This is a genomic window from Fictibacillus sp. B-59209, from assembly GCF_036216745.1.
GTDB classification, from domain to species: Bacteria; Bacillota; Bacilli; order Bacillales; family Fictibacillaceae; genus Fictibacillus_C; species Fictibacillus_C marinisediminis.
The window spans coordinates 1-18,693 of sequence record NZ_JARMMC010000012.1 but is presented as its reverse complement, the minus strand read 5'-3'; the positions used below and the strand labels follow the sequence as shown (position 1 = coordinate 18,693).

At 43.8% G+C, this 18,693-nt stretch carries 17 protein-coding genes, 9 tRNA genes and 1 rRNA gene; 3 read left to right on the top strand and 24 right to left on the bottom strand.

Annotated features, from left to right (window positions below; translation table 11 throughout):
* Positions 1–119 precede the first annotated feature (119 nt).
* Positions 120–1,193 (top strand): FUSC family protein, encoded by a 1,074-nt coding sequence (locus P4361_RS08240; protein ID WP_328088981.1) that lies wholly within the window; start codon positions 120–122, stop codon positions 1,191–1,193.
* Between the two features lie 53 nt (positions 1,194–1,246).
* Here P4361_RS08240 and P4361_RS08235 read toward each other — a convergent pair whose 3' ends face one another.
* The 5 genes from P4361_RS08235 to P4361_RS08215 all read right to left on the bottom strand — a co-directional run bounded on the left by P4361_RS08235 (position 1,247) and on the right by P4361_RS08215 (position 7,194).
* Positions 1,247–2,413, bottom strand: coding sequence for a mannitol-1-phosphate 5-dehydrogenase (locus tag P4361_RS08235; protein WP_328088979.1), 1,167 nt, complete (start codon positions 2,411–2,413; stop codon positions 1,247–1,249).
* A 1-nt stretch (position 2,414) separates the two neighbouring features.
* Positions 2,415–2,849, bottom strand: a complete 435-nt coding sequence (locus P4361_RS08230; protein ID WP_053356132.1) for a PTS sugar transporter subunit IIA — start codon at positions 2,847–2,849, stop codon at positions 2,415–2,417.
* Between the two features lies 1 nt (position 2,850).
* On the bottom strand, positions 2,851–4,971 hold the full coding sequence (locus tag P4361_RS08225) for a BglG family transcription antiterminator (protein ID WP_328088977.1): 2,121 nt from the start codon (positions 4,969–4,971) through the stop codon (positions 2,851–2,853).
* A 171-nt stretch (positions 4,972–5,142) separates the two neighbouring features.
* Positions 5,143–6,960, bottom strand: coding sequence for a PTS mannitol-specific transporter subunit IIBC (locus P4361_RS08220; protein ID WP_328088975.1), 1,818 nt, complete (start codon positions 6,958–6,960; stop codon positions 5,143–5,145).
* An 87-nt stretch (positions 6,961–7,047) separates the two neighbouring features.
* Complete coding sequence (locus P4361_RS08215; RefSeq protein ID WP_256227734.1) at positions 7,048–7,194, bottom strand: hypothetical protein; 147 nt, start codon at positions 7,192–7,194, stop codon at positions 7,048–7,050.
* Positions 7,195–7,432: 238 nt separating this feature from the next.
* Between P4361_RS08215 and P4361_RS08210 the strand changes: the two genes are divergently transcribed.
* The gene (locus tag P4361_RS08210) at positions 7,433–7,723 is read left to right on the top strand and encodes a hypothetical protein (RefSeq protein ID WP_053356135.1); all 291 of its coding nucleotides are present in this window, start codon (positions 7,433–7,435) and stop codon (positions 7,721–7,723) included.
* 173 nt (positions 7,724–7,896) lie between these two features.
* On the opposite strand, the gene P4361_RS08205 is transcribed toward P4361_RS08210, so the two are convergent.
* The 7 genes from P4361_RS08205 to sigW form a co-directional block, all read right to left on the bottom strand.
* Entirely contained in the window at positions 7,897–8,169 is a 273-nt protein-coding gene (locus tag P4361_RS08205; RefSeq protein ID WP_328088974.1) for a hypothetical protein, read from the bottom strand.
* Between the two features lie 343 nt (positions 8,170–8,512).
* The gene (gene glmS / locus P4361_RS08200) at positions 8,513–10,315 is read right to left on the bottom strand and encodes a glutamine--fructose-6-phosphate transaminase (isomerizing) (RefSeq protein ID WP_328088973.1); all 1,803 of its coding nucleotides are present in this window, start codon (positions 10,313–10,315) and stop codon (positions 8,513–8,515) included.
* Positions 10,316–10,783: 468 nt separating this feature from the next.
* A complete protein-coding gene (glmM, locus tag P4361_RS08195; protein ID WP_328088971.1) occupies positions 10,784–12,124 on the bottom strand; it encodes a phosphoglucosamine mutase in 1,341 nt (446 codons plus the stop codon).
* Positions 12,125–12,127: 3 nt separating this feature from the next.
* Positions 12,128–13,549 (bottom strand): CdaR family protein, encoded by a 1,422-nt coding sequence (locus P4361_RS08190; RefSeq protein ID WP_328088969.1) that lies wholly within the window; start codon positions 13,547–13,549, stop codon positions 12,128–12,130.
* Positions 13,533–14,363 carry a diadenylate cyclase CdaA gene (gene cdaA, locus P4361_RS08185; RefSeq protein ID WP_305586218.1) on the bottom strand — a complete coding sequence of 277 codons (831 nt, stop codon included), beginning with the start codon at positions 14,361–14,363 and terminating at the stop codon, positions 13,533–13,535. The genes P4361_RS08190 and cdaA overlap by 17 nt, the downstream gene beginning before the upstream one ends.
* A gap of 226 nt (positions 14,364–14,589) precedes the next feature.
* Positions 14,590–15,207 carry an anti-sigma factor family protein gene (locus tag P4361_RS08180; protein ID WP_256227729.1) on the bottom strand — a complete coding sequence of 206 codons (618 nt, stop codon included), beginning with the start codon at positions 15,205–15,207 and terminating at the stop codon, positions 14,590–14,592.
* 5 nt (positions 15,208–15,212) lie between these two features.
* The gene (gene sigW, locus P4361_RS08175) at positions 15,213–15,788 is read right to left on the bottom strand and encodes an RNA polymerase sigma factor SigW (protein WP_062240018.1); all 576 of its coding nucleotides are present in this window, start codon (positions 15,786–15,788) and stop codon (positions 15,213–15,215) included.
* A gap of 212 nt (positions 15,789–16,000) precedes the next feature.
* Between sigW and P4361_RS08170 the strand changes: the two genes are divergently transcribed.
* Entirely contained in the window at positions 16,001–16,168 is a 168-nt protein-coding gene (locus P4361_RS08170) for an aspartyl-phosphate phosphatase Spo0E family protein (protein WP_082316072.1), read from the top strand.
* Between the two features lie 26 nt (positions 16,169–16,194).
* On the opposite strand, the gene rocF is transcribed toward P4361_RS08170, so the two are convergent.
* From rocF to P4361_RS08110, 12 genes are all read right to left on the bottom strand, one after another.
* The gene (rocF, locus tag P4361_RS08165; protein WP_053356158.1) at positions 16,195–17,097 is read right to left on the bottom strand and encodes an arginase; all 903 of its coding nucleotides are present in this window, start codon (positions 17,095–17,097) and stop codon (positions 16,195–16,197) included.
* A 248-nt stretch (positions 17,098–17,345) separates the two neighbouring features.
* Positions 17,346–17,421, bottom strand: a tRNA-Ala gene (locus tag P4361_RS08160).
* 4 nt (positions 17,422–17,425) lie between these two features.
* A tRNA-Gly gene (locus P4361_RS08155) sits at positions 17,426–17,499 on the bottom strand.
* A gap of 49 nt (positions 17,500–17,548) precedes the next feature.
* Positions 17,549–17,624: transfer RNA gene (locus P4361_RS08150), tRNA-Lys, on the bottom strand.
* Between the two features lie 31 nt (positions 17,625–17,655).
* Positions 17,656–17,739 (bottom strand) — tRNA-Tyr (locus tag P4361_RS08145).
* A 37-nt stretch (positions 17,740–17,776) separates the two neighbouring features.
* A tRNA-Thr gene (locus tag P4361_RS08140) sits at positions 17,777–17,852 on the bottom strand.
* Positions 17,853–17,871: 19 nt separating this feature from the next.
* Positions 17,872–17,947: transfer RNA gene (locus P4361_RS08135), tRNA-Val, on the bottom strand.
* A gap of 35 nt (positions 17,948–17,982) precedes the next feature.
* Positions 17,983–18,057 (bottom strand) — tRNA-Glu (locus P4361_RS08130).
* Between the two features lie 3 nt (positions 18,058–18,060).
* Positions 18,061–18,136: transfer RNA gene (locus P4361_RS08125), tRNA-Thr, on the bottom strand.
* A 1-nt stretch (position 18,137) separates the two neighbouring features.
* A tRNA-Asn gene (locus P4361_RS08120) sits at positions 18,138–18,212 on the bottom strand.
* A 39-nt stretch (positions 18,213–18,251) separates the two neighbouring features.
* Positions 18,252–18,367: ribosomal RNA gene (gene rrf / locus P4361_RS08115) — 5S ribosomal RNA — on the bottom strand.
* Positions 18,368–18,475: 108 nt separating this feature from the next.
* Positions 18,476–18,619 carry a hypothetical protein gene (locus P4361_RS08110; protein WP_328088965.1) on the bottom strand — a complete coding sequence of 48 codons (144 nt, stop codon included), beginning with the start codon at positions 18,617–18,619 and terminating at the stop codon, positions 18,476–18,478.
* Positions 18,620–18,693: the final 74 nt, after the last annotated feature.

Below are 18,693 nucleotides of genomic sequence, written 5' to 3'. Positions count from 1 at the left end.
GCATCAATTACTAAGAAACAAGGTTATACTGTAAACAGGTAAGGCTGCTGAACAGGTTTCAGCTCAAGCCTTTTTGGAAAAAACAACTTACAAGACTATGTGCAGAAAGGATAACGCCATTGAGAAAAGGATTGGAAGTCTTTTTACGTCTCGGTCTGACGTTACAAGTATTGAAAACAGCAATCGCCGCAGCCCTTGGCTGGATGGTTTCCTCCCATCTCTCTCAAAATGACAATCCGTTCTTTGCTCCGTTGGCAGCTGTGCTGACGATGCAGGTCACTATTGCTGGATCGATGGAAAAGGCGATCTATAGAGTAAGCGGGGTCATTGGCGGAGTCATTATCAGCATGCTGATTGGGCACTGGCTAAAATTGAACGCGGGATCTATCCTTCTAGTCGTATTGGTCGGCATGGCAGTAACAACGGCCTTCCGGATGCCGGCTCAGGTGGTCTCTCAGGTGTCTGTAAGTTCCATTCTTGTCCTCGCGTTTGGACAAGGTTATGCGCTCAGCCGTATTGTGGAAACGATCATCGGTTCAGCCATCGCAGTACTGACAAATGCTCTGCTCGTCCCTCCCAACACGATACCTGCTGCAGAAGAGCTGCTCTTAAAGTTATCGAATAAGGCATCCATAACCTTAAAAGATCTTGTTCTCCTTTGGGACAGGACGCTCTCTCACCGCCGAGAGATCCAGCAGGAGGTCAAAGAACTGACAGAGCAGAACGAGAAAGGCATTGAAGCTGTTGTTCTCGCCAGTCAAAATCTCCGGTTCACCCCTTTCTTTACGAAGCGGCGCATACGGCTGGAGCACCTTGAAACCGGAATGAAGCATCTGAATCACATTACACTGCAGATTCGCGGCATTGCCCGCGGGATTCGGGATCTTTCCACTAATCTTGACGATCATGCCGCCTCTGAAGAAATCACGCAGTTAAATTTGGCCATTGAACATACGTCAGACTGTATTGCTCATTATGGAATGACGGTCATTGATCCATCCGCCGAAAATTTGTTAAAACTCATCTCAACTGTAAAAGAAGCACAGGAAATTCAGTCTCATTGTCTTTTCATTCTAAAACGCTACGAGTCATTGACAATCCTGCGGGATGTAGGTGCCATACTTACCGATTTAAACCGAATTTTAAAAGAGACTGGCGGACAAACCGTCGTAAGTACAGGGAGAGTGTTTTAAAATCAGAAAAGCAGTGAGATCTCCGTTAAGGAATCCACTGCTTTTTGTTCTTTTTACTTTATTGTGATGCCCGATTTTAATTGATGATAATGGTTGAGCACGGTTTCAGACAGGATGGACCCTGCTTCAATTCCGGTAAACTGCTCTATAGCTCGTTCGATACCTTTTTCATATATCGCTTCCTGAATAGCGACTGCTTCTGGATCCTCTTTATAATCATAGAGAAGAGCTGAAGCAATGACTCTTGTTAACGAAACTGGGACATCTCCAGTCAGCTGAAGATATTGAACGGCTGGGCTCACAAGACGGTCTGCCGGTCCAAGTTTACGGATCGGAGAACGTCCAACTCTCGTCACCTCGTCCGTGATATAAGGATTCACAAAACGATTTACAATTTTTTTGATATATTTCTGATGTTCATCAGGGTCAAAGGCATATTTGCTGACGAGCATGCGTCCTGTTTCCTGCAGCGTTTGTTGAATCAGTTCTTGCAGTTCTTTGATTTTCATCGCTTCATCAATGGTTCGCATGCCAGCTTGATACCCGATGTATGCAGCTGCTGCATGTCCAGTGTTCACCGTGAACAGCTTTCGCTCAATATACGGTTTCAAATCCTCTACATAGGTGATTCCTTTGACTTCAGGTCTGCTCCCGATGATTTTCGTCTCATCTACTGCCCACTCATAGAAAGGTTCTACCTTAACCATCAGTTTATCTTCATTGGACTGATTGGGAACGATGCGATCAACCGCTGCATCCGGAAATCCAAAGCGGGAATCAAACAGCTGCTTCTCGCTTTCTTCCAATTTCTCGTAAACTTTTTCTTTTAAAAGTGTACTTCCGCCGATCATGTTTTCACAGGCGATGATATTTAAAGGAGCGTTAGTTGCTGCTATTCTTTTACGAAGTCCTTCAGCAATGGAGCCAGCGATAAACGGAAGAATGTTTGGTCCAACTGCTGCTGTTACCAGGTCCGCATTTGCGATGAGCTCAATTACCTGATCAGGATCTGTTCCGCTGTTAACCGCTGATACATTCCTGATCTGAAGTTCTTCCTGGCTTTTATCCGCAAGAACTACAGTATACTGATTCTTTTCATTCAATAAGTCTACGATTTCCTGGTTTACGTCTACAAATACTGTTTGATAGCCTGATTGAAACAATAAGTTGCCAATAAATCCTCTGCCAATGTTACCCGCTCCAAAATGTACAGCCAGCATATTAGTTTACTCCTTCAAAGTAGTCTAGAATCTCTTCTTTTGAACCGGCATTAACGATCCCCAGTACATTTTCTTCTTCAGAACAAACAATGGCGATTTGTGAAAGAATCTCCAAATGCTCGTCGCCTTTTCCAGCAATTCCAATCAGCAGTTTCACTTCATTTCCAGGTCCAAATTCCACTCCGCCCGGCACTTGGATAATAGCAATCCCTGACTCCTTGACCGCTTGCTTTGCATCCTCCGTACCATGCGGGATGGCCACAAAGTTCCCCATATACGTAGAGGTCAGCTGCTCCCTCTCCAGCATTTTTTCAATGTATTGCGGTTCAACATATCCATTTTCCACTAACAGGTTTCCGGTTAATCGGATCGCATTTTCCTTGCTCTCCACTTCCGCATTTAATAGGATGTTTTCTTTCGTTAACACTGATGACATATTATCCTCTCCTTAATTCTGTTAGTTTTTCTTTATAAAACTGATCAAACTTTTCCGCCAGATAGGCTGATAGTTTCTGTTCATCCTTTGATTCGAACAGCGCAATGCTTTGTTCGTTTTCAATAATAATGGAACTGATAAAGCTGAGTACCTCTAATCCCTGGCTTGAATACTCGCTGGGCGCAAGCAGAAGCAGTATATTGTCAGCTTCAATGACAGTCTGATCCATGGCGGGCACCCTGACGGCATCTTCCAGCCCATAAATGGTAAAGGAAGGTTTAACGACCTCATCACTGCGTGCATGGTAAAGCACAAGCTCGGTATTCGGTATCCCAAGTCCGCCCAGTTTTTCACGTTCAAACAGTGCAGCAGCAACCTGTTCGCTGCTATGCAGGGCACCTGCTGCAGCCAGAGCTTCACAGGCTTCCTTTAGGATGAGCTCAACGCCTTTCCGGCCATGGACAGGGGTCAGTTTAAATCCTTGTAAGAGGTCCACGATGGCAACGGTATACTTCTTGATGCTCTCCATCCCTTCCAAAAACTGTTTAGGATCTTTTTCCCCCGTGCTGGGTTCGAGCAAAGCCGAACGCTTCTCTTCTGAATGTGCTCCGGCTGTCTCTGCGATGTATTGCTTAACCTTCTGCAGTTCCTCCTCGTTAGGGATGGGGCTGAGGACAATATACGGAGAATGATAATCCGGCAGATGTATCGTAGAAATGACAAGATCATACTCTTCCGTGTCCATCTTATTCAATTCAAAGAGTGATACATTTTTCAGTTCCTTAATTTCAGGTATTTCCCGTTTCAGTCGAGTCGCAAGCATTTTGGACGTCCCAATACCCGTAGAACAGATCACTAAAGCTTTCAATCGTTCAGCATGGCGCCCGTTCATCAAAGCGGAACCAAAATGCATGACAAGATAGGCCACTTCCTCATCTGGAATATGCAAATCCGGAAAAATAGCTGCGGCCCCATCCTGTACGATGTGAAAGAGATCTTCATAATCTTTTTTAATCTTGGGCATGAGCGGGTTAGAGATCCCCATGTTTTGCTTGATCCGGTACAGCGCCGGTTTTAAATGCGTAACTAGCCCCTGAAAGAGCGATGCGTTCCCTAAAAGTTCAATACCAGTCTTTTCACCGACAAACATCATCAGGCTTTTCGCTTTTAAAGCCGTTTGAAAACTCGACTCCTCCAGCAAGTATCCTTTGTCCTGCCTAAGCTTGGCACCTTGCAGATGCATCGTAATATAGCCTACCTCTGCTTCAGGTATGTCGGCATGAATGACCTTCTTCAGCTTTTCAATAATTTTTTCAGCTGCCTTATATTCCGGTGCAGTCTTTAACGTCTCCAGAAAAGCCTCGTCCATATTGATGTTTTCTCCCTGCAGAATCCGTTCGATGGCCAGTGTCAGATGGACGACCAGGCCGATATACGCACTGTCTGCAATAGGATAGGGAAGCTCTTCATTCACTTCTTCGATCGCTTTCTCTACCGTCAATAGCCGGTTCTTTTCAACGAGTCCCAATAACCGCTCAGAAATGGAATCAGCCGTATGAAGAGATTTTTTCTGGATATTTTCTTTTACGAGTGATAAGAATTCAGTTTCGTTAAGATTTTGCGCAATAATTTGGCTCATCGCTCTTCTTTTTGCTTTTTCGTCCCCTGTAATTTCTACCCCGTATCCTCTTTTTCTAACAAGGGTCAGATCAAATTCAAGCAGACGGCTTTCTAATTTTGTTAAATCATTGCTGATCGTAGCGATGGTCACGTTTAAATCATGAGCCAGTGAGACAAGCTTAACCGGTTCCTTCGCTTCCAGAAGGGAACAAAAAATCATGGTCTGCCGCTCTTCAGGCGTGTACTCGTTATACGATAAATGAAACAGCGCCAGCTTCAGTTCTTCCATTCTCTGTTCGTCCCCGATGATCTGTATACCCACTCCTGATTTTTTGATCAGCTCCAGTTCATACTCTTTTAGCGTATTTTCAAGTTCTTTTAGATCACGGTGGATCGTCCGGGTACTCACATCAATTTCATCCGCAAGATCCTTGACCGTCATCTCTTCTTTTTTAGATAATAAGATTTCAAATATCAGTCGTTCTCTTGCCGATATATACATGTTCTTCACTCCACGTTAATGACAATATTTAATTTGTATACCCTTAATTAAATAATAAAGCCCCGCCGTTCCTTAATACAACGAAATGAAAAGCCGATTTCGTCATCATCATTGTTGCCATGATTTAAAAAGTATAGAAAAAGTCCGATTCCTTGGAACCGGACTTTTCGATCAGTGCAGGCTTTTGGCTGCTTTTAACTTCTCAAGCAGTTCTTCATATTTCGGTGAGTTTAAAAAGTTCTCAACTGAAATATGTTTTGCGCCCGGTAATTTAGCTTTTGCACGATCGGTTAAATCTTTGTGGGTGATGACCAAGTCTGCATCAGCGGGCAGATTGGTAATCGAAGTATTGGACACGGAAACATCCAGCCCTGCTTTTTGAACTTTATTTTTGAGTATAGAAGCTCCCATCGCACTCGAACCCATACCCGCATCACAGGCAAAGATAATTTTCGAAACGTCTTCATACTCGTTTTCTGCGATTGGCATACCTTCAGGCTCGGCAGGTGCTGTTGTACCTTTGCTTTCTACTAACTCATTCAGCAGTTTTTCATATTTAGGACTGTTCAAGAAATTTTCTACTGAAATGTGTTCGGCATTCGGCAGTTTTGCTTTCGCCCGGTCTGTTAAATCTTTATGCGTAATGACGATATCTGCATCAGCGGGAATATTCGTAATCGATGTATTAGACACCGATACATCCAGTCCCGCTTTTCGTGCTTTGTTTTTTAAGATTGAGGCGCCCATTGCACTTGAACCCATACCTGCATCACAAGCGAAAATAATCTTTTGAACGTCGGCACGGCTTTTTTCTACAGCGATGTGGTGCCTGGCACCACCAGACGTTTGTTGCGCTTGCGTTTCTTTCGGTTGGACAAGAGATGAAGCACGGCTTTCTTTTCCTTTAAGTGCAGATGTTTTTTCTGTCGCTTTTGTCAAATCATCTTCATCTGTTTGTTTGGAAGATTTTAAGATGACAGAAGAAATCAAGAAGGATACGGCTGCCGCAACCAGAACTCCAGCTATGACCCCAAGGTAGTGTCCTCTCGGTGTCATGGCAATAAGAGCAAAGATACTTCCTGGTGACGGAGCGGCTACCAATCCTGCGTCAAACAGCAAGAAAGTGAATACACCGGAAGCACCGCCTCCGATTACCGCTAAAAGAAGTAACGGTCTCATCAGAATATACGGGAAGTAGATCTCATGAATCCCGCCAAGGAAATGGATAATGGCAGCCCCTGGTGCCGATTGTTTCGACATTCCTTTTCCAAAAAGGATGTAAGCCAATAGGACACCCAGCCCTGGTCCCGGATTGGATTCCAACAAGAACAGAATGGATTTTCCTGCTTTGGTGGCTTGCTCAATTCCCAGCGGGCTTAAGATCCCATGGTTAATGGCATTGTTTAAGAATAACACTTTTGCTGGTTCGATAAAGATGCTGGCCAGCGGCAGCAAGTGTGCGTCTACAATAGCCTGTACTCCTGCAGCAAGCGTTTTGTTTAACGTTAATACAACCGGTCCAATTCCTTTGTAGGCAATGATCGTTAAAATTCCGGCAATAATCCCGGCGGAAAAGTTATTCACGAGCATCTCGAAGCCGGATTTCACTTTTCCTTCAATCATCTTGTCAAACTTCTTAATGGCATACCCGCCAAGAGGCCCCATAATCATGGCACCTAGAAGCATTGGAATGTCGGCTCCGACAATAACCCCCATCGTTGCCGTGGCACCAACGACACCGCCTCGCAGGTCATACACGATGCGTCCGCCTGAAAATCCGATAAGCAGCGGCAGCAAGTAAGTGATCATCGGGCTAACCAGTTTTGCCATATCTTCATTTGGAAGCCATCCTGTAGGAATGAATAATGCCGTGATGATTCCCCAGGCGATGAACGCCCCTATGTTTGGCATGATCATACCGCTCAAATAGCTGCCAAACCGCTGTATTTTTACTTTAGCGCCTGTCTTTGTCTGTTCAGAACTTGCCATATCAATCGAAACCCCTTTCCTATTTGGTACTATTCGTACAATCTATAGGTCTTATGCTCTAATAATAAAGCGTTTACACACCATACTTCAATTAAAAGAAAAGGGCATTTTGTCACCATACTTGTTGTCATGTTTAAAACATAAAAAAAGCTGCCATCCATAAATACCATCTGGAAAGCCTTCTTCAAAATCTAAAATTTCTTTACGTAGCTTGTCCTTGTCCTTTTTCTTCATTAGACTCACCTCCTGAAACAATTACCTTTGGCTCATTTTCGTGATTATTTATGCCTCTTGTTCTATAAACTCGCGGAGCTTAAACACACCTTCAAATAACATCTCAGCACTATTCTGATCAAATAATATCTATATATATTGGTGCTGGTTAAAATTACAAAGGATTTGACCAACAGCAATTCATCCTGAGGCAGCGAATGATTATAGGGAAAATCTACATAAAGGAGTTGGTGTAGGAGTGTACGCTGCCGGAGTAATTGACGAAGCAAAAATCCCTTCATTTAAGACTCATGAACAGGCAAAGTTATGGTTTAAAGAAAAGTATGGCGATGCTTTTCAGCTCTCAAATGTTGAGCCGATCGATGGCCAGCAATGCTATTCCTATGTGCTGATCTTAGATGTGCACACTTACATACGCGGACAGGCTGATTTAAAAGAGCATGGAATAATGAAAGATGCACTGAAATATTTAAGTAGCCATCAATCTATTTATATTACGGATGATGGAAGCGTTCACTTCGTTAATTAAATGATAATTGTGAACGATTCATATGTATTTAGATGTCTTTAAACTTGTTCACCGACGGGTTTAATTTGAAGACACCATTTTTATAAAAAAGAATTGAGAATTTGGATAACCACAAAGAAGTACATAGGATTGTTGTCTGATTTAGTTGATGTAAAAATAACTTGAAATAATTACTACAAAAAAAGGGGCTGTCCTGAAAGTCGAAAATTGACCTTCAGCAGCTCCTTTTTGGCTTGAAAATCTTCAATGAAAAGTTGATTGAAGTGGAAGGTGCGAGACTCCTCGAAAATGAACTTCACATTTTCTTCGTGCGATAAAAAGCTGCCGGAGCCTTCCTTGTCCTGCGGGACTAGCGTGACAGGTGAGACTCCCGTAGGCGCTAGCGCCAAGAGGCTCACCGCACGCCCCGCGGAAAGCGAGCACCCTGGAACGGGAATCAACAGCATACAGACTTCTTGGACAGCCCCTTTTTGATTTGGACAGCCAGGGTACAACTTAGTTTTAAAAAGACATTTCTGTTGTAAGATAAAAGAGTTCTTTACTGATACTTGTCAAACTTTTTTGTTGTGCTAAACACTTAATCAAGGACATAGCCTGCTTCATAGTGGAATGCTATAAGAGTGAAATATCCATATAATATTTCACTAAGTGCTCCATAATGAAAAAACCCCTGGAAGTTAAATTCCAAGGGAGAAAAGCACTTTATTATTCAGTAAGGACTTCTTTATCTAGTAAAATGCTATTTTAGCGTAAAACACCAGTAAATTTCCACTGGCTTTTACTTAATACTTATTCTACTGTTACACTTTTCGCAAGGTTACGCGGCTTATCAACATCACAGTCACGGTGAAGTGCTGCATAGTAAGCAATCAATTGAAGCGGTACAACAGATACGAGCGGAGTAAGGTACTCATGTACTTCTGGAAGTACGATGCGGTCGCCTTCGTCCTTCGTCGCTTCTGTACTAATTACGCAAGTTTCTGCTCCACGGGCTGCTACTTCTTTTACATTTCCGCGGATGCTCAAGTTCACGTGTTCTTGTGTAGCTAGAGCGATAACTGGCGTTCCTTCTTCAATCAAAGCAATCGTACCATGCTTAAGTTCTCCTCCTGCAAAGCCTTCTGCTTGGATATAAGAGATTTCTTTAAGCTTTAGAGAACCTTCCAAACAAACAAAGTAATCAACCGCACGGCCGATAAAGAAGGCATTGCGTGTTACTGATAGGTATTCCTGTGCTACACGATCCATAGTTTCTTTTTGGTCTGTCAATGTTTCCATTGCGTTTGCCACAATCGCAAGCTCTTGAAGCGGATTGAAATCAAGCTCGATGCCTTTTGCACGAGCAGAATCAACGGCAAGAATAGCAAGGACAGCAATTTGCGCTGTATAAGCTTTTGTTGATGCTACTGCGATTTCAGGTCCTGCATATAGGTGAAGTGTATGGTCAGCTTCCCTTGAAAGGGTAGAGCCAGGAACGTTAGTAATCGTCAACGCTTTATGGCCAAGCTTTTTCACTTCTACCAATACCGCACGGCTGTCGGCTGTCTCTCCTGATTGAGAGATAAAGATGAACAATGGCTTCTGAGAAAGAAGCGGCATGTTATAAACGAATTCACTGGCAATATGAACCTCTACAGGGATATTGGCAATGTTTTCGATCAGCTGTTTACCTACAAGTCCTGCATTGTAGCTTGTTCCGCAAGCCACGATGTAAATGCGGTCTGCACCTTTCATCGCGCTGCGAATATCGTCATCAAGCTTAAGATTGCCTTCTTCGTTTTGATACTGCTTGATGATGTTACGCATAACAAATGGCTGCTCATCAATTTCTTTCAGCATATAGTGAGGGTACGTTCCCTTTTCGATATCACTTGCATCCAATTCAGCTGTGTATGGATCACGTGCTACTTCTTTGCCGTCCAGTGTTTTGATGGTATAGGAGTCACGTTTTACGATAACGATCTCCTCATCCATCAGTTCAACGTATTGGTCTGTTTGAGAAATCATGGCCATAGCATCACTTGCTACAACGTTAAATCCTTCTCCTACGCCGACCAATAGCGGGCTTTTATTTTTACCAACATAGATGGTGTCTGAATCTTGGTTATCGACTAACGCAATCGCGTAAGAGCCTTTAATAACAGAAAGCGCGTGGCGGAATGCTTCTTCCACGTTCTCTCCTTCGCTGACAAACTTTTCAATAAGCTGTACAACAACTTCTGTATCTGTATCACTTACGAATTCAACATTCGGTAAGTATTCTCTTTTAATATTCTCATAGTTCTCAATAACACCGTTATGCACAAGCGTAAATCGCTCTGCAGTACTTTGGTGTGGGTGAGAGTTCACCTTGCTTGGCGCTCCGTGTGTTGCCCAGCGGGTATGTCCGATCCCCATTGATGTTTCAACGCCTGAGTCAACGATTTCACGCAATACAGCGATTCTTCCTTTTTCTTTGAAGACTTGAACGCCGTCGTTATCAACTACAGCAATACCTGCTGAGTCATAACCGCGGTACTCTAATTTTTCCAGTCCGCGAAGCAAGATTTCTTTAGCATCCTTATTCCCTACATAACCTACAATTCCGCACATTTAATATATCCTCCCTTGGGTCAGGTATAGCCCAAAATATGGGCTGGCACCTGCCTCTGTAACAGGGGGACTGTGAGCGGGGCTCACAGCCCCACCTATGTTTGATTTATTTTGTTAGCCACTGCTTTTAATTTTGTACAGGAAGTCGCCTTGCCTGTTTTATTTAAAAGCTTACGAAAGTGACTGGTTCCGAGAGGCATCCGCCGAAAAATCGATGAACCTCTTCCTCGTCAACTATTTTCTTCCGTCCGAAAATAGTTCAGGCGCTTAGGTTAATAAATTGGCCGCTCTATCCACCTTCCCGTTTCGAAGTAAATTCAAACCTAATGATATCTTGTTTCGATTTAAGCGTCAATTGGTTGCTAAGCAGCTTAATAAATATTTAATAAAATATGCATAAGCGAACCCGCTGGTGATACGCTTATGCATAGGTTTCGTGCCTATCTTGATGAATGAGGGTGCATTTGACTAAACAAGTTCCGCCTTGACCACATCAGCTATCTGATCAGCATAGATTTGGCATTGTTCCTTCGTAGGTGCTTCGACCATGACACGCACCAACGGCTCAGTTCCCGATGGACGGACAAGTACACGCCCGTTTCCGTTCATTTCTGCTTCGACCTTCTCGATTGCAGATTGGATCGTTGTATTGCCTTCAAGCTTTGTTTTATCTACAACTCTTACGTTGATTAAAAGCTGAGGGAACTTTTTCATTTCATCCGCAAGCTCAGATAATGGCTTTTTCGTCTGCTGGACGATGCTTGCTAATTGAATAGCCGATAACATGCCATCACCCGTCGTGGTATGGTCAAGGAAAATGATATGTCCTGATTGCTCTCCGCCCAGGTTATATCCGCTCTTTCTCATTTCTTCCATCACATATCGGTCGCCGACAGCAGTCTGAACCGATTTTACTTCTCTGGCTTCAAGTCCTTTATAGAATCCAAGGTTGCTCATCACAGTGGAGACGATGGTATCGTTCTTCAGTCTTCCCTGTTCTTTTAAGTAGACGGCGCATATAAACATGATTTGGTCGCCATCCACGATGTTCCCCTTTTCATCAATCGCAATCAGACGGTCTCCGTCCCCATCAAAGGCCAGACCCATGTCTGCTCCTTTTTCCTTGACCAGTTCAGCCAATTTTTCAGGGTGTGTGGAACCTACACCATCGTTAATATTTAGACCATTTGGGCTTGTTCCCATCGTTGAGATATCGGCTTCCAGGTCAGCAAACAGATGCGGAGCCAAAGAAGATGTTGCACCGTGAGCGCAGTCGAGTGCGATATGCATACCGGAAAAATCGCCAGGGACGGTTTGTTTTAAATATTGAAGGTACTTTTGTCCGCCTTCGAAATAGTCGCCTACTGAGCCGATATCGCCGCCTGAAGGGCGCGGAAGCTCGTCTTTCTCCTGATCGAGGAGAGCTTCAATCTCTGCTTCCTGCTCATCCAAAAGCTTAAAGCCATCCGCTCCGAAAAACTTAATTCCGTTGTCAGCGACTGGGTTATGGGAAGCAGAGATCATGACACCTGCCTGAGCGCCAAGTGCCTTTGTCAAGAAAGCAACGCCAGGTGTCGAGATGACACCTAAACGCAATACTTCAGCTCCCGTAGATAAAAGGCCAGCCACCAATGCTCCTTCAAGCATATGACCAGAAATTCGTGTATCTCTGCCGATCAGTACTTTTGGTTTTTGGGTTTCCTTTGTTAATACATATCCCCCAAATCGGCCAAGTTTAAAAGCTAATTCTGGTGTAAGCTCTGTATTGGCAACTCCTCTTACCCCGTCTGTTCCAAAGTATTTTCCCATGATTTAATTCTCTCCTTCAGTAATTGATTCGGTACGATCCGATTGTCCCTCTGCCTTTGATTGAGAAAAGGTTGGGTTATTGTCCGGCTTGCTGCCGGCTGTGCCGTTATTCTCGTTATTGCTGTTCTTATCCCCGCTCTGCGATGTGGTTTGGTCCGTCTGGTTATCAGAGCCAGTCTGGGTTTCTGTGGTTTCGATTTTGATTTTCGCCGTCGTAAACTCCTTTTTCATTTGAAGGTTCTTGGAGTTTGAGGCTTTTATCGAAAGCGTATGCTCGCCTGGTTTCAGCTTGCTGACATCAACATATGCCCTAATATCTGAAGCCACCAATGCATCAACTGTTTTTTTGCTGCCTGTAATGGTCACATCCATCTTTCCGCTCGCAGGAGATAAGAAGGACGCCTGCTGTTCAGGAGTCTCTCCCCTCATTTCAATAGGGATATCCTTGAAGGTCTTTGTTTTTAAGTCATTCTCTACATCCACTTTTACTTGGACTTGTTTGGGATTTACAGCTTCTGTGCCTTTTGGAAGAGGCACATCAACGTCTATCGTTGAATCTTCTTTAATCTTGTCTAAATCTATGTCTAAGCCGCTTACTTCACTGATTTTATCAAGGGCGGATGAAGGACCTGTTAACGTCACTTCTTTTGGATCCACAGTTATACCTGCAAGGGTAAGCCCGTCAGGAAGGTTGCCTTTTTCATTCAGGCTCAGCGGTACCGTTTTACTTGGTTTTGTAATAGGGACCGTAACATTGACAGACTTTGGATCAATCAGTACATCGAGCAGATTGCCTTGACTGTCGTAAGCCCGCAGCGGCACCCTTGATTCTACCTTATCCTTGGCATTCGAAACATCCACAGATGCCCGGATACTTGCAATATCACTGATGTAATCCTCTGGACCTGTTACATACACACTCTTCGGCGAGTAGCTAAGTTTTCCGGCTTCATAACCCTCCGGCAGCTTATTCTTGTTCTTGATATCCACAGAAATCGGGATCTGCTTCGTTTGTTTTCGGTGAAGCGTTACTTCCACTTCCTGAGGTGATGGAACGGCTCTTAACCCTTCCGGAACATTCCTGATTTTCACAGGAACTTTTTTTGTACCTGGACCCATCTTCGTAAGATCGATATAGACTTCCATTCGACGGTCTACTTTTAATGCTTTCGTCAGCAGATTGGAAGAACCCGTCAGCTTGACGTCCACCGATCGGGGCAAGTCTGTAAGTACGTATTTATTTTCATCAAAAAAAGGCGTAATGGCAACCCCGCTTACTGTTTCACTCGTCTTGGAGACGGAGGTGAACAGGGATTGCCGGTCAGATTGCTGCTGGTTTTCCATGGATAGGACGGTATATAGCATTAATGCCAAAAGAAAAGCGATAATTTTTACAAACCAATTGCTCTTAAGGAGTTTGTCCATTTTTCTTCCCCCTCCAATTCCAGCGTGATGAGGAAGCATTTCTGCCTGATACCATTAATTCCGCATTCAATAAAACTCTCAGTGTTTCCTCATTCAGGTTGCGATGGATTTCTCCGTTCTTCGTAATCGAGATGCCACCGGTTTCTTCTGAGACAATGACAGTAATTGCATCTGTCACTTCACTTACACCGATAGCCGCTCTGTGCCTTGTACCCAGTTCTTTGGAAACAAACGGGCTTTCGGTCAACGGTAGATAACAGCCTGCCGCAACGATCTCATTCTGCCGCAAAATAACTGCTCCGTCGTGCAGAGGCGTGTTGGGCACAAAAATATTGGTCAGCAGCTCTGATGACAATTTCGAATGAATAGGAATCCCTGTTTCCACATAATCGGTAAGACCGGTTTCTCTTTCAAACGATATGATGGCCCCAATTCGGCGCTTGGCCATATAACTGGTTGACTTAACGATCGCATCAATGGAGTTTCCCATCTCCTCTTCGTCAGCTAAACCAGATCGGGAAAACAGTTTTCCCCTTCCGAGCTGCTCCAGCGCTCTCCTTAATTCAGGCTGGAAAATAATAATAATGGCCAATAATCCATATGTAATGGCTTTATCCATCAGCCAGCCCATTGTCCGCAGTTCAAAGAAACTGCTCGCAAGCCATACAGCTACAATGACCACAATTCCTTTTAAAAGCTGTACCGCCTTGGTTCCTCTTATCAGCATTATTAATTTATAAAAAACATAGGTAACCAGCAAAATATCAACGATCTGGCTGATATAGCTACCTAAACTAAAACTTCCAACAGGCAACATGACATCACTCCACTTCAGGGAACTACTCTTTCTATGTTAATGTAGTGCAACAATGATCATAATTATTCGGTATCCCTTATTATAGCATATCCCTTCCGCTGCCATAAAAGTTGGAGACTGGCTGGCCGGGTGTCTTTGGCTGCGTTATAAAGTCCCGAAAAAGTAAAAAGCCAGCCATAAACAGGCGGCTTTTTAGATCTTCATATTAGTTCGATACTAAATATTATTTTTGTTCCTCTCCTGTGAAGAACATTTTAAGTTTATACCAGACCCATTCAACCACTTGATGGATTTCCTGGCTGTCACCGGTTATCTGGCCCGCGGAAGCCATATATTTTTTCCCTTTGATGACGACGACATTGCCGTCAACCTTTCCTTCCACCCTCACATCGCCATTTTCTACGACCAGGTCACCTTTGACCGTTTTTCCTTTAGGAACGATAACTGTATGCGTGGATGGCTTGATCTGAACGTTATCCGAGCCGGAGACTACTGATAGTTCATTCCCCGTACTCCAATTGGCCATGACTGAACCGAACATTAAGATTAAGAATACTGCAGCCGCAGTCAGGACTGGATAACGCCTGATCCATTGAGCCGGCATCCTTTTCTTTTTCACGGCAGGAAGCTTCTTCATTACATTCTCTGTAAAATGGTCGGGAGCAACAACAGGCGCTGATTCTTTCATGTCGGAAATGATTTCCTTCAGGGCATAATAGTGCTCTCTGCAGGCTTCGCAATTTTCCAGATGTATGTTCAGCTCTTTCTGCTCCAGCTCCGTTATATCCCTATCCAGGGCTTTATCAATCAGGCTCATATATTTTTCTGTATCACATGACATTATGTTCACCTCGATTTTGCAACCTTTTTATACACCTTTTTTAACGCTTCTCTTCCCCGATGTATCCGTGTTTTGACAGTCGGAACGGGCAAATCCATAACAGAGCTGATCTCTTCAAGCGATAGATCTTCGACATACTTTAGCAGGATCGCTGTCCTGTACTTTTCCGGAAGTTTCATGATTTCCTGCTGGAGATGATCCCGCTTCTCCTTTTCCTCCACTTCCTCTTCCGGAAGTGGATCCGCTCCTGCCACCTGGCTGTAAAGCGTTGCTCCTTCCGTTCCTGGAATTTCAGCATCCATAGAGTAATCCGGTTTCTTTTTCCGCAGTTTATCAATACACAAGTTTGTGGCGATGCGATACAGCCACGTTGAAAACTTATAGCTTCCACTGTATTTATCAATGTTTACGTAAGCGCGGACAAATGCTTCCTGAGCAAGGTCCTCCGCCTCATGGCTGTCTCCGACCATTCTGTAGCACAGCCGGTATATTTTATCTTTGTAAATTTCAACAAGTCCTTCAAAAGCCTCCTGGTTCCCTGCTTTCACTTGGGTAACCAGATTATTAATTAATGAATCCATTTCAATTTTCCACCACCAGTTGCGGTTCGTATTTTTCTACGTTTAGTATTCAAAAAAGTTTCATATTCCATAAAAAATTGAGCAATTTTTATTTTAGCATGAAAACAGACAGGGATAGAGAAATGTTTTGTACAAAATTTAGAAAATGAGTTTCAATTTGGATAATTGAGGGAATAGTGGAATTAAAGATTTTTTTTAAGGAGCGTGCACACATGGACCGCAATATCCTGCTAAGAGAAATTGAAGTTTCACGGAAAAAAATGAATGAAATGTCTAAAATTATGCCTTTAATCGCTGAAGAAATTGTTGAAATCAGCCAACACATAGATGAGCTATTAAATGAATTCCAAAAAGCAAACGTAAAAAACAGCTACTCGTAATCGAGAGCTGTTTTTTTGATTTATAATTATAATAATTTTTCGCCAAATAATGATCCCATTAGCGCCACAGCCACTGTCGCTGTCTTGTTTCTTTCGTCAAGAATTGGATTGACCTCTACAAATTCAGCTGAAGTAATAATCTGAGACTCGGCCAGCATTTCCATCGCCAAATGGCTTTCTCTGTAGCTGATTCCACCAAGAACCGGTGTACCTACACCCGGTGCGTCAAGCGGATCCAATCCATCAAGGTCAAGGCTTAAATGAACACCGTCCGTTTTTTTAGAAAGGTATTCAATCGTTTCCTCCATTACCTTGGTCATGCCGATCCGATCAATTTCATGCATCGTGTATACTTTAATACCGCGTTCTTTGATTAATTCTTTTTCTCCTTCATCCAATGAACGGGCACCGATAATAACAATATTTTCAGGCTTAACTTTTTGCTCATATCCTCCAATGCCAGTTAAGGATTCATGCCCGATTCCCAAACTTGCTGCAAGGGGCATACCATGAATGTTTCCGCTTGGTGAAGTATCAGCGGTATTCAAGTCTCCATGAGCATCATACCAGATGACGCCAAGATTTTCGTAGTGCTTGGCAATTCCTGCAAGAGAGCCGATCGCGATACTGTGGTCTCCTCCAAAGACAAGAGGAAACCGGTTTTCCTGAATGACATTAGAAACCGTGTCTGCCAGCTTTTCACTTGCAGTTGAAACTTCTTGAAGGTTCTTAAGATTGGTGTCTATTTTTTCTTCTATTGTCCCAGGCCGGGCAATCTCTATGTCCCCGAAATCCTGGACATTATAATTTATATCTTCTAAACGTTCCACAATTCCTGCATATCGAATGGCGCTTGGCCCCATGTCAACGCCGCGCCTTGTCTGCCCTAAATCCATCGGTACTCCGATGATCGTAATATCCTTCTTCATTCTGTATGGCCTCCCCTTATGTTGTGTTTCAAAAAATTCTATAAATTCATTGTAGCCTGTCTATTCGTGTTGGTTCAACTGGACAGAAATATGCATAGATATACCGATACGTAAGCGCTTTCGAGAAGGTTGATGGATAATTATTAGGACAAAAGCACCGTCCTCTTTATTGGATCAGGAATCCTTGAAGGTTTGAAAGACATAAAAAAGCCCTTAGACATTCGTCTAAGGACAGTACTTATTATGTATGGTGGAGCCTAGCGGGATCGAACCGCTGACCTCCTGCGTGCAAGGCAGGCGCTCTCCCAGCTGAGCTAAGGCCCCATAATGGAGCGGGTGATGAGAATCGAACTCACGACCAGAGCTTGGAAGGCTCTTGTTTTACCACTAAACTACACCCGCATATTATACTTTGTAACCATTGATATCATCTTTTATTCAGAAGTTCAAATGGTGAGCCATGAAGGACTCGAACCTTCGACCCTCTGATTAAAAGTCAGATGCTCTACCGACTGAGCTAATGGCTCGTGTTGTAACATAATCTGTCGGAAATAAAGATGGTGGAGGGGGACGGATTCGAACCGCCGAACCCAAAGGAGCGGATTTACAGTCCGCCGCGTTTAGCCACTTCGCTACCCCTCCACATAAAAAAAGGCTTCAGACATTACTTATAAAAAAATGGTGCCGGCTAGAGGACTTGAACCCCCAACCTACTGATTACAAGTCAGTTGCTCTACCAATTGAGCTAAACCGGCCTGCCGTTGGGATAAATAATGGTGGAGGATGACGGGTTCGAACCGCCGACCCCCTGCTTGTAAGGCAGGTGCTCTCCCAGCTGAGCTAATCCTCCGTATTAATGAATGTTATTTTCTTAACGAAAAAAATTGGTGACCCGTACGGGATTCGAACCCGTGTTACCGCCGTGAAAGGGCGGTGTCTTAACCGCTTGACCAACGGGCCGACTGGAGCTTCCAACCGGGCTCGAACCGGTGACCTCTTCCTTACCATGGAAGCACTCTACCTACTGAGCTATGGAAGCATGGCTCCACAGGTAGGACTCGAACCTACGACCGATCGGTTAACAGCCGATAGCTCTACCACTGAGCTACTGTGGAATAATAATAAAACCACATACGAGTATGTATGAAATGATAGCCTGGCAACGTCCTACTCTTACAGGGGGAAGCCCCCAACTACCATCGGCGCTGAAGAGCTTAACTTCCGTGTTCGGTATGGGAACGGGTGTGACCTCTTCGCTATCGCCACCAGACTGTCTTTCAAAGGATGTCCTATTTTCTCAAGGACAAGTTACATTTTACAATGTATTTGCTCTTTTGACAAGAGCTTTTTTAGAAAAATGAGGTATATTCCCTCAAAACTAGATAACTTCATCCAAACTTTCACTGATGCTAACGTCCAGCTCCATGAACCATATCCTCGAGGTCGTTTCAATCCCTCCTGCGAACACCAAAAACGTGTTCTCGTCAGGATCTCCAACGCTTGTCGGATATAAACGGTTCATACCGCTTTTGTTAATAAGGATAAGCCCTCGACCGATTAGTATCTGTCAGCTCCACGTGTCACCACGCTTCCACA

Bases quoted from the DNA above. Each gene is read 5' to 3' on its own strand.
- P4361_RS08235 (WP_328088979.1), bottom strand. From the start codon at position 2,413: ATGCTGGCTGTACATTTTGGAGCGGGTAACATTGGCAGAGGATTTATT.
- P4361_RS08230 (WP_053356132.1), bottom strand. From the start codon at position 2,849: ATGTCATCAGTGTTAACGAAAGAAAACATCCTATTAAATGCGGAAGTG.
- P4361_RS08225 (WP_328088977.1), bottom strand. From the start codon at position 4,971: ATGTATATATCGGCAAGAGAACGACTGATATTTGAAATCTTATTATCT.
- P4361_RS08220 (WP_328088975.1), bottom strand. From the start codon at position 6,960: ATGGCAAGTTCTGAACAGACAAAGACAGGCGCTAAAGTAAAAATACAG.
- P4361_RS08215 (WP_256227734.1), bottom strand. From the start codon at position 7,194: ATGAAGAAAAAGGACAAGGACAAGCTACGTAAAGAAATTTTAGATTTT.
- P4361_RS08205 (WP_328088974.1), bottom strand. From the start codon at position 8,169: ATGCTGTTGATTCCCGTTCCAGGGTGCTCGCTTTCCGCGGGGCGTGCG.
- glmS (WP_328088973.1), bottom strand. From the start codon at position 10,315: ATGTGCGGAATTGTAGGTTATGTAGGGAATAAGGATGCTAAAGAAATC.
- glmM (WP_328088971.1), bottom strand. From the start codon at position 12,124: ATGGGAAAATACTTTGGAACAGACGGGGTAAGAGGAGTTGCCAATACA.
- P4361_RS08190 (WP_328088969.1), bottom strand. From the start codon at position 13,549: ATGGACAAACTCCTTAAGAGCAATTGGTTTGTAAAAATTATCGCTTTT.
- P4361_RS08180 (WP_256227729.1), bottom strand. From the start codon at position 15,207: ATGTCATGTGATACAGAAAAATATATGAGCCTGATTGATAAAGCCCTG.
- sigW (WP_062240018.1), bottom strand. From the start codon at position 15,788: ATGGATTCATTAATTAATAATCTGGTTACCCAAGTGAAAGCAGGGAAC.
- P4361_RS08170 (WP_082316072.1), top strand. From the start codon at position 16,001: ATGGACCGCAATATCCTGCTAAGAGAAATTGAAGTTTCACGGAAAAAA.
- rocF (WP_053356158.1), bottom strand. From the start codon at position 17,097: ATGAAGAAGGATATTACGATCATCGGAGTACCGATGGATTTAGGGCAG.
- P4361_RS08110 (WP_328088965.1), bottom strand. From the start codon at position 18,619: ATGAACCGTTTATATCCGACAAGCGTTGGAGATCCTGACGAGAACACG.